A 6487-nucleotide genomic window follows, 5' to 3' on the forward strand; every position below is an offset into this window, starting at 1 on the left:
AACCTGACTCCAGTCTACCACGCCGCACCGCCATGAAAAGCAGAACCGGCCCGACCTGGCAGGCCGCATCCTGTACGTGCCGGAGGTCATGGATGAGATCGATCTGAAACGGGTCTACAGTTACAACTTCCGCTTCGTGGAACTGCACAACGGGCTGCCGGTGGAGGGGCGGCAGATGTACGTCGAAGTGAGCGCCCGCACCGGCCAGGTCAGTTACTACTACACGTACTCGGAGGATGTGTCGAACGAGGAGTTCCCGGCGGCGGAGGGCGTGATCAGCGTCGACCAGGCCGTGGAGGCCCACCTGGACGCCATCGGGCTCCGGCCCGCCTGGGTTCGCCTCTGGAACTGGGACAACGGCCAGCGGAAGCCGCCGCAGCTGCTCTGGTCCTCCGACAACCGGCTGCCGCTCACGGCCATTGACGCGTTCACCGGTGCACCCCTTGATTGGCAGGGGCGGGACCTGATCGCAGCGACCCGCCGCCCCACCGACATCGCCGGGCATTTCGCTGAGCGGGAGATTGAGCTGCTCTGGAGCCGTGGGGTGCTGGACCTGGACGACGGCAAGACGAGGTGGCGGCAAGGCCTACCTACGAAGGACGGGCCAGTCGGCGGCCGAGGCGACGTAGACGCGCAACCGCCCCGGTGACACGGCTGTGTAACCGGGGCGGTCTCGGTGTGGCCTAGTACAGCACGATCAGTCCCATGGCGGCCACCATGTAGACTGAGGCGAACTTGAAGAGCCGGAAGTTCATCGCCACCGACGGGCGGATCATGGCGTTGGCCGCCAGGCCCACCAGCACGGCGCCCAGGCAGGCGGCCGCACCCAGCAGGCCGAAGGGCAGCGAGAGCAGCCAGGTCACCGCCAGCATCGTGAGGGCGGCCAGCAGGGTCGATCCGCCGATCACCTTCTGCGTGACCACCGGGCCGTAGACGTTCGGGAAGACCGGCACGCCCGCCCGGGCGTAGTCCTCGGCGTACTTGATGCTGAAGGTCATGATGTGCGTGGGGATCCAGAAGAGAACCGCCAGGGCGAGCAGGACCCCGACCAGGTCGACCCGTCCCAGGGCGAGCGCCCGCCCCGCGAGGGCGGGCATGCCGCCGGAGAGGCCTCCCCAGACCACCGACCACGGGGTGCGCCGCTTGAGCCAGACGGTGTAGACCAGGGCGTCCAGCGCCCAGCCGGCCAGGACGACCAGCCCGAAGGGGAGGGCGGTGGCGAAGGCCCAGGCGAGGCCGCCGAGGCTCAGGGCCACCCCCAGTACGGCGGCGGGGCCTGGTGACAGGCGGCCCGCGGCCAGCGGGCGGTTTTGGGTCCGGGCCATCTGCCGGTCGATGTCCCGGTCGTAGACCATGTTGAGAACAGTCGATCCGCTGATGGCGAGGAAGAGCCCTCCCACCAGCGGCAGCCAGCCGCCGCCGCGCGCGGCGGGGTCAGCCACGCTGGCGTAGCCGGCGATGCCCGTGAAGAGCAGGAGCGCGGTCTGTCGTGGTTTGATCAGCGACCAGAGATCGCGCAGGTGCTGCATCGTGGCTGCCACCTCCGGGGTTGGTTTTGGGTCACCGCACGCAGCGGAAGCCGATGCTGGGGCTGGTGTGCTCAGGCTCCACGCTGTTCCGGCTCCAGGTGCGCAGGTCGTAGGCGTAGCTCGACTTGCTGCCGCCCCGGAGGTAGCGGTAGTGGATGCCCTCGTAGATGTCGGCCGTCCACTCCGAGACGTTGCCGGCCATGTCGTAGAGGCCGTAGGGGCTTACGGCGTTCACCGTCTGGAAGTCGCCGTAGCGGCTGCCGTTGTAGAAGCCCACCGGCGTGGTGTCGCTGTACCCTTCGGCCGTCTCGAAGGGGTCGCCGCTGTGGTAGTAGTTGGCGTGCTGCGGCGTGATCTCGTCGCCCCACGGGTAGGCGCGCTGCTCCGTCCCCTTGGCCGCCTTCTCCCATTCGGCCTCGGTCGGCAGCCGTCCGCCGACGGCCGCGCAGTACGCCGCCGCGCCGAACCAGGTCACCATGGTGGCGGGGTGGTTCTCGTAGCCCTCCACCACGGCGAAGCCGTCGCCGTCCGCCACGATGCGGTCCGCCGGATCACCCAGGACGTACACCGGGTAGTCGCCCGGCGGGTACTCCTTCTCGTGCTTGCCCCCGTGGTAGGTGTCGCCGGCATAGGAGACGAGGATCAGGTCGCCCTCACGCCGCAGCGTGCCGGCGGCGAGGGCCTCCTCCAGGAAGTCCGCAAACTGGGCGTTGGTGACGGGCGTGACCATGATCTCGAACTCGTCTACCATCGTTTCCACCCCGTCCCGGCCCATGGGGAAGGTCCCGGCGGGAACCGTGACCCACGTTTCGGGATCGGCCCCGGCTCCGGTCGCCAGGGCGAGGCCGGACGGTGCAGCGGGCGCGGACCCGCAGCCGCTGAGAAGGGTGGAGAGGACGAGGAGCGCAGTGAGGGCCGTGGTCGTCTGGCGCCAGCGCCCGCCGGGCCGGAAGAGGTCGACCAGCAGCCAGACCAGGAAGATCGCCAGAATCACCAGCATGAGGCCAAGGCCGAAGTCGATGGCGAGCATGGTTCCGTTCACCACCGGCTGCTGGTGGTACTCGCTGACGAAGAGCCGCTTCAGGCTGAAGATCGTGGCGCCGGCGAAGGCCACGTCGGAGCCGACGAGGGTGAGCCAGCCGAACCACTGCCGCGCCTTCCCCTTCAGCCCGATCAGGTCGGCGAAGTAGAAGAGGATGATGGTGGCCGTGAGCGCCGACAGCACGTGCCAGTGGCCGGTGAGGGTGATGCGCTCCTCCCGGTGGGGCAGCACGCGGATGAGCTCGTCCAGCTTCACCGCCATGAAGATGCCCACGAAGGTGACGCAGAAGTTCATGTAGACCATCTGCCAGAGCGCCCCGAAGCGCAACGGGTCGTGCAGCAGCGCCCGCAGCTTCTGGCCGAAGGTGGGCCGGTCGATTCCCTGCTCGGCCAGCCGGTCGCGGGTGATGCGGCCGAAGCCGTAGATGACGAGGAAGAGCGCCGCCAGCAGGATGAAGGTGGAGCCCACGTAGATGATGGTGTGGGCTTCCTCCGTGAAGACCACCGACCAGGCGCCCACGCTGGTCACGATTGTGCCGAAGATCATGAGCGGCATGGCCAGCTTGTGGAGGGTGCCCTTGAAGTTCAGCCACCGGCCGATGAGCAGGGCGGTGGCGACGGCGATGAGCGTGAGCATGATGTGCAGGTGGCCGATGACGGACCGCTGCAGCCCGGTCTTCACCGGGTCGCGCACCACGTCTTCGGCCAGGAACGAGACGAACCCGTTGCCGAAGAAGGCCCCGGGGATCGCCCCGAACAGGGCCGAGATCAGGGTGCAGAGCGCCATGGTGAAGAAGGCGGCCCGCTCCAGGTCGACGCCGCCCCGCCTCCCGAAGGGCCAGAGGGCCACCGTCAGCAGAACCCCGGCGTAGAACAGCAGGGCCTGTCCCACCAGGAAGAGCCCGTGGAAGACCCAGTTGTGGCCGAAGTAGCCGAAGATGAGTCCGCTGAACATGGCCAGCAGGTAGCCCACCGTCGTGACGGTGTTGATATTGGCCTGCTGGTCAGGCCGCATGGGCACGCAGTTGGTGATGAGGTAGACGAGGACGGCGACCACGGCGAAGGCGATGGAATGGTACAGGGTGATGATCCGGCCCTCCCGCTCCACCGGCTCCAGCTTCATGCCCAGAAGGTCCACCACCACGTCCTTCACGCCCCACTCGGCCATGGGGCCGGAGAGCGTCATCCAGATGGCGGTGACCAGGGCGGTGAGGCCGATGGCGAGCAGGCACAGGCCGCGGGTGGAACGGAACAGGTAGTGCCAGCGACTGTGCATGGTGCCTTCCTCCTGTGGTTCCCTATCACCTACACCATACCACCCGGGACGCGCCGGAACATTGATGTGAGTCAATCAAACCGGCTGGGTTGCTTCCTCCTCCAGGGCCAGGGAGATGCGGTGCAGCCGGCAGGGGTCGAGGAGTTCGATGTGCCCGTAGCCGCTGTCCTCGATCAGCCCCTGGGCCTTGAACTCGCCCAGCACCCGCACCACGGTCTCCACCGCCAGACCGCACATCGAGGCGATCTCCCCGCGGGTGAGCGAGACGGCCGACCGGCCCTCGTTGCACTCGGTGGTGTTGAGCAGGGTGAACGCAACGACGGCCCGGGCGGGCAGCGTGGAAATCTGCTGCAGCCGCATGTAGCTGAGCCGAAGTTCCTCGGCAAAGCCCACGAGCAGGGCGCAGGCCAGGTCCGGGTTCGACCGGATCATCTGCCAGGTGGTGTCTCGGTCGACAAAGTAGACCTCCGCCCCCTGCCGTCCGGCCCGGGCGCTGAGGCAGTAGGAGGGGGCCATGCGCAGTCCGGCCAGCCCCACGGGAGAACCCGGCGGCGCCATGCGGATGATCTGCTCGCGCCCGGCGGCGTCCACGATGAACTCGTGCACGTAACCCCGGGTGACCAGCCACCAGCCGACGACGGGGTCCTCCTGGCTGAAGAGCAGCTCGCCCCGTCCCAACTCGCGGCGGGTGGCGTGGGGGCGGAGGAGGAGCAGGTGCTCGCGCAGGTCGCGCCAGCAGTAAGGCGCTCCCCGGTCCCGCACGGGGCAGTCGGCGCAGCGGTCCGGCGCCGCTGACACAGACGGCTTCTCCTCGGGCAGCAGGGCCGGGCGCTTTCCCTGAGACATGGTCATCCGACCACCTCCCTTACCTACTACTATGCCACGACACCCCTTCCGCGGGGCCATCCGCCGGAATCACCCTTTCCGGGCATTTCGCGGCCCGCACCTCTACTAGACCGAAGAGCCATGGTGCGTCTATGCTGGCCTGATCAGATAACAAAGTATCTATATTCGAGGCATTCGTGATTCAGGTCAATGATTTGCCTGTCGCACTCTGATACGTGTGAACTGACCTGGAACTACCGGGTCACGACAACGGCGCGACAAGGAGGACTGATCATGACCAAAGACCCAACCCCCCTGGTGCGCGGAGCTGCCGTCTTGTTGATGACCCTGACCACCGTGTTCCACATCATCGGGGGCATCGGTGCGGTCTGCGTCTCTTTCGGCGGACCCGACTACCGGCCGGCCGTGCCCTACATCCCGTACCAGCACATCTACCAGCCCATCACGATCGCCGTCCTGATCCTCGGTTTCGTGTTCGTCATCCTGACTTATGCCATGTTCCGCGGCGAGCCCTGGGCGGTGTGGACCGCCATCGCGCTGATGGCCGTGAGCCTCGTGATCACCTACATCCGCATGCGGTATTCGCTCATGATCCGCGGCGGCACGGCGCCCACCAACGTCCGGTTCTACATCACCATCGTGACCTTCTTGTACATGCTCGTCACGCAGGTTCCCGCCTTGCGCAAGCGGGTGGACTGGAAGCGGCCCCTGGGCAAGACCGGCTCCTACAGCACCCCTGGCGGCGTAGCCTTCATGGTGGCCGGCCTGTTCACGGCCCTCTCTCCGTGGGGCGTCGGGTCGAGCCACGTGATCGACGGCGTCAACTACGCCATGATCATGGCGAAGCCGCTGCTCGCCCTTGGCGGCACGCTCATGCTGATCGGCGCGGGCCTGCTCATCTCGGTGAAGCTGGGCCGGCCGGTGGACGAGGTTCTGCTGAACTGGGTGCGCACCCGCATCGCCCTCAGGCGGCCTGACCCGGCGACGGCGGAAGGAGGGAACCGCTAATGGGCAGCAGCGGCGGCGGTTTCCTGCAGTACATGGACTCCATGGCCATGGCCTTCGGGTTCCTGCTCTTCCTCTGGGTGCTGCACCACGCCTGCGGCCGGTACATCAAGCTGCACCATGGGGCCTTCCTGGCCGGCTCGATGGTGTCGCTGGTGGTCGTCTTCCTGGTGGGCCGCAAGGCGGAGCTGGCCCTTGACCCCTTCGTCGGCGCCATGGCGCTGCTCATGGGGGTGCTCTACGCCATGGGCTTCCTGGCGCTCATCGACGAAGCGCGGCGTATCACCCCGTACTTTGCGGCCTACAGCATGGTGGGCATTCTCGGCTACGCCCTGGCTGCCCATTACGGTGACGTCACGGCCTCGGTGTGGCAGATGCCGCTGATGTGGGCGACCCTCATCCCGAGCGGCATCGTGCTGCTGGGCGTCCCCGTCTGGCTGATGACCCGGAAAGGGTACGGGGTGCACGCCCTCTGGATGCCTCTGGGTACCATCCTGCTGTACGCGGCTTTCTACTACATGGTGGGCACCACCAACGAGACGATCTTGCTGGGCGACAACGCCGCCTCGCTGATCAACACCCTCCTGGCGGCAGGGTACTTCGGCCACCTGCTTAGCTTTGTGCTGGTGCCCGGGTGGCTGGCAGCCGACCGGCCCGCCGCGGCAGAGCAAGAGGCTTGAGGTGGAGGTTCACTGGGAAAGAGGCCGCCCCGGCGGACGGGGCGGCCCCTTTCGTGTACGCCCGGCATGGGCGTCAGCTAGTCGGTGAAAGTCCGACCCGGGTCAGGTAG

6 protein-coding genes are annotated in these 6487 nt (G+C 67.2%); 3 read left to right on the forward strand and 3 right to left on the reverse strand.

The genetic code is table 11. The features are described 5' to 3' along the window. Positions 1-88 precede the first annotated feature (88 nt). Entirely contained in the window at positions 89-649 is a 561-nt protein-coding gene (locus AB2385_RS12820) for a hypothetical protein (RefSeq protein WP_367655408.1), read from the forward strand. 34 nt (positions 650-683) lie between these two features. On the opposite strand, the gene cyoE is transcribed toward AB2385_RS12820, so the two are convergent. The 3 genes from cyoE to AB2385_RS12835 all read right to left on the reverse strand — a co-directional run bounded on the left by cyoE (position 684) and on the right by AB2385_RS12835 (position 4698). Then, the gene (gene cyoE / locus AB2385_RS12825; RefSeq protein ID WP_367655409.1) at positions 684-1529 is read right to left on the reverse strand and encodes a heme o synthase; all 846 of its coding nucleotides are present in this window, start codon (positions 1527-1529) and stop codon (positions 684-686) included. 31 nt (positions 1530-1560) lie between these two features. Beyond that, positions 1561-3846 carry an SUMF1/EgtB/PvdO family nonheme iron enzyme gene (locus AB2385_RS12830; RefSeq protein WP_367655410.1) on the reverse strand — a complete coding sequence of 762 codons (2286 nt, stop codon included), beginning with the start codon at positions 3844-3846 and terminating at the stop codon, positions 1561-1563. A gap of 75 nt (positions 3847-3921) precedes the next feature. Continuing rightward, positions 3922-4698 (reverse strand): Crp/Fnr family transcriptional regulator, encoded by a 777-nt coding sequence (locus AB2385_RS12835; RefSeq protein ID WP_367655411.1) that lies wholly within the window; start codon positions 4696-4698, stop codon positions 3922-3924. A gap of 267 nt (positions 4699-4965) precedes the next feature. On the opposite strand from AB2385_RS12835, the gene AB2385_RS12840 reads away from it, so the two are divergent. After that, entirely contained in the window at positions 4966-5700 is a 735-nt protein-coding gene (locus tag AB2385_RS12840; RefSeq protein WP_367655412.1) for a hypothetical protein, read from the forward strand. Then, positions 5700-6377: a hypothetical protein gene (locus AB2385_RS12845; RefSeq protein WP_367655413.1), complete on the forward strand. Its 678-nt coding sequence runs from the start codon at positions 5700-5702 to the stop codon at positions 6375-6377. The genes AB2385_RS12840 and AB2385_RS12845 overlap by 1 nt, the downstream gene beginning before the upstream one ends. Positions 6378-6487: the final 110 nt, after the last annotated feature.

Source organism: Symbiobacterium sp., from assembly GCF_040797425.1.
In the GTDB taxonomy this organism is placed as follows: domain Bacteria; phylum Bacillota; class Sulfobacillia; order Symbiobacteriales; family Symbiobacteriaceae; genus Symbiobacterium.